Here is a 1,193-nt window from a genome sequence, read left to right as displayed (position 1 = left end):
CTACGCCTTGGGGACGCGGACGATGAGGGCGTCGCCCTGGCCGCCGCCGCCGCACAGGGCCGCGGCCCCGACACCGCCGCCGCGGCGGGCCAGTTCGAGCGCCAGGTGCAGCACGATCCGGGCCCCGGACATCCCCAGCGGGTGCCCCAGCGCGATGGCGCCGCCGTTGACGTTGATCCGGGCCGGGTCCAGCCCCAGCTCGCGGCCGGAGGCGATCCCGACCGCGGCGAACGCCTCGTTGATCTCCACCAGGTCCAGCCCGGCCGGGTCCAGGCCCTCCCGGGCGCAGGCCTTGGCGATCGCCCGGGCCGGCTGGGACTGCAGCGTCGAGTCCGGGCCGGCGACCACCCCGTGCGCGCCGATCTCGGCGAGCCAGGACAGACCCAACTGTTCGGCCCTGGCCCGGCTCATCACCACCACCGCGGCCGCCCCGTCGGAGATCTGCGACGCCGACCCGGCGGTGACGGTGCCGTCCTTCGCGAACGCCGGCCGCAGCGCCGCCAGCGACTCGGCGGTGGTCTCCGGGCGGATGCCCTCGTCGGCGGTGACCACGACCGGCTCGCCGCGGCGTTGCGGGATCGACACCGGCACGATCTCCGCGTCGAACAGCCCGTCCTTCTGCGCGCGGGCCGCCCGCTGGTGGCTGGCGGCGGCGACGGCGTCCTGCTCGGCGCGGGAGACGAACCGGGTGCCGGTGTTGGCGGCCTCGGTGAGGTTGCCCATGGCCTGGTCGGTGAAGATGTCGTGCAGCCCGTCGAAGGCCATGTGGTCGCGCAGGGTCGCATCGCCGTACTTGAACCCGGCCCGGGAGTGCTCGAGCAGGTGCGGGGCCCGGCTCATCGACTCCTGGCCGCCGGCGACGACGATGTCGAACTCGCCGGCGCGGATGAGCTGGTCGGCCAGCGCGATCGCGTCGATGCCGGACAGGCACACCTTGTTCACGGTCAGGGCGGGCACGTCCATCGGGATGCCGGCGGCCACCGCGGCCTGCCGGGCCGGGATCTGGCCGGCGCCGGCGGTGAGCACCTGACCCATGATCACGTACTCGACCTGCTCCGGGGCCACCCCGGCCTTGGCGAGGGCACCGGCGATGGCGACCCCGCCGAGGTCCGAACCGGAGAGGTCCTTCAGGGCGCCCTGCAGACGCCCCATCGGGGTCCGGGCTCCGGCAACGATGACAGAACTGGTCACGA

Annotated in this window: 1 protein-coding gene; it reads right to left on the bottom strand. The window is 74.7% G+C overall.

The genetic code is table 11. From position 1 onward, the window contains the following. Positions 1-1,191, bottom strand: a complete 1,191-nt coding sequence (locus G6039_RS30140) for an acetyl-CoA C-acetyltransferase (RefSeq protein WP_029541111.1) — start codon at positions 1,189-1,191, stop codon at positions 1-3. Between the last annotated feature and the right edge of the window lie 2 nt (positions 1,192-1,193).

The sequence above is a fragment of the Rhodococcus aetherivorans genome, from assembly GCF_011058165.1.
Taxonomy (GTDB): Bacteria; Actinomycetota; Actinomycetes; order Mycobacteriales; family Mycobacteriaceae; genus Rhodococcus; species Rhodococcus aetherivorans.
The sequence above is the reverse complement of the archived record's forward strand: the minus strand, read 5'-3'. Positions and strand labels throughout refer to the sequence as shown.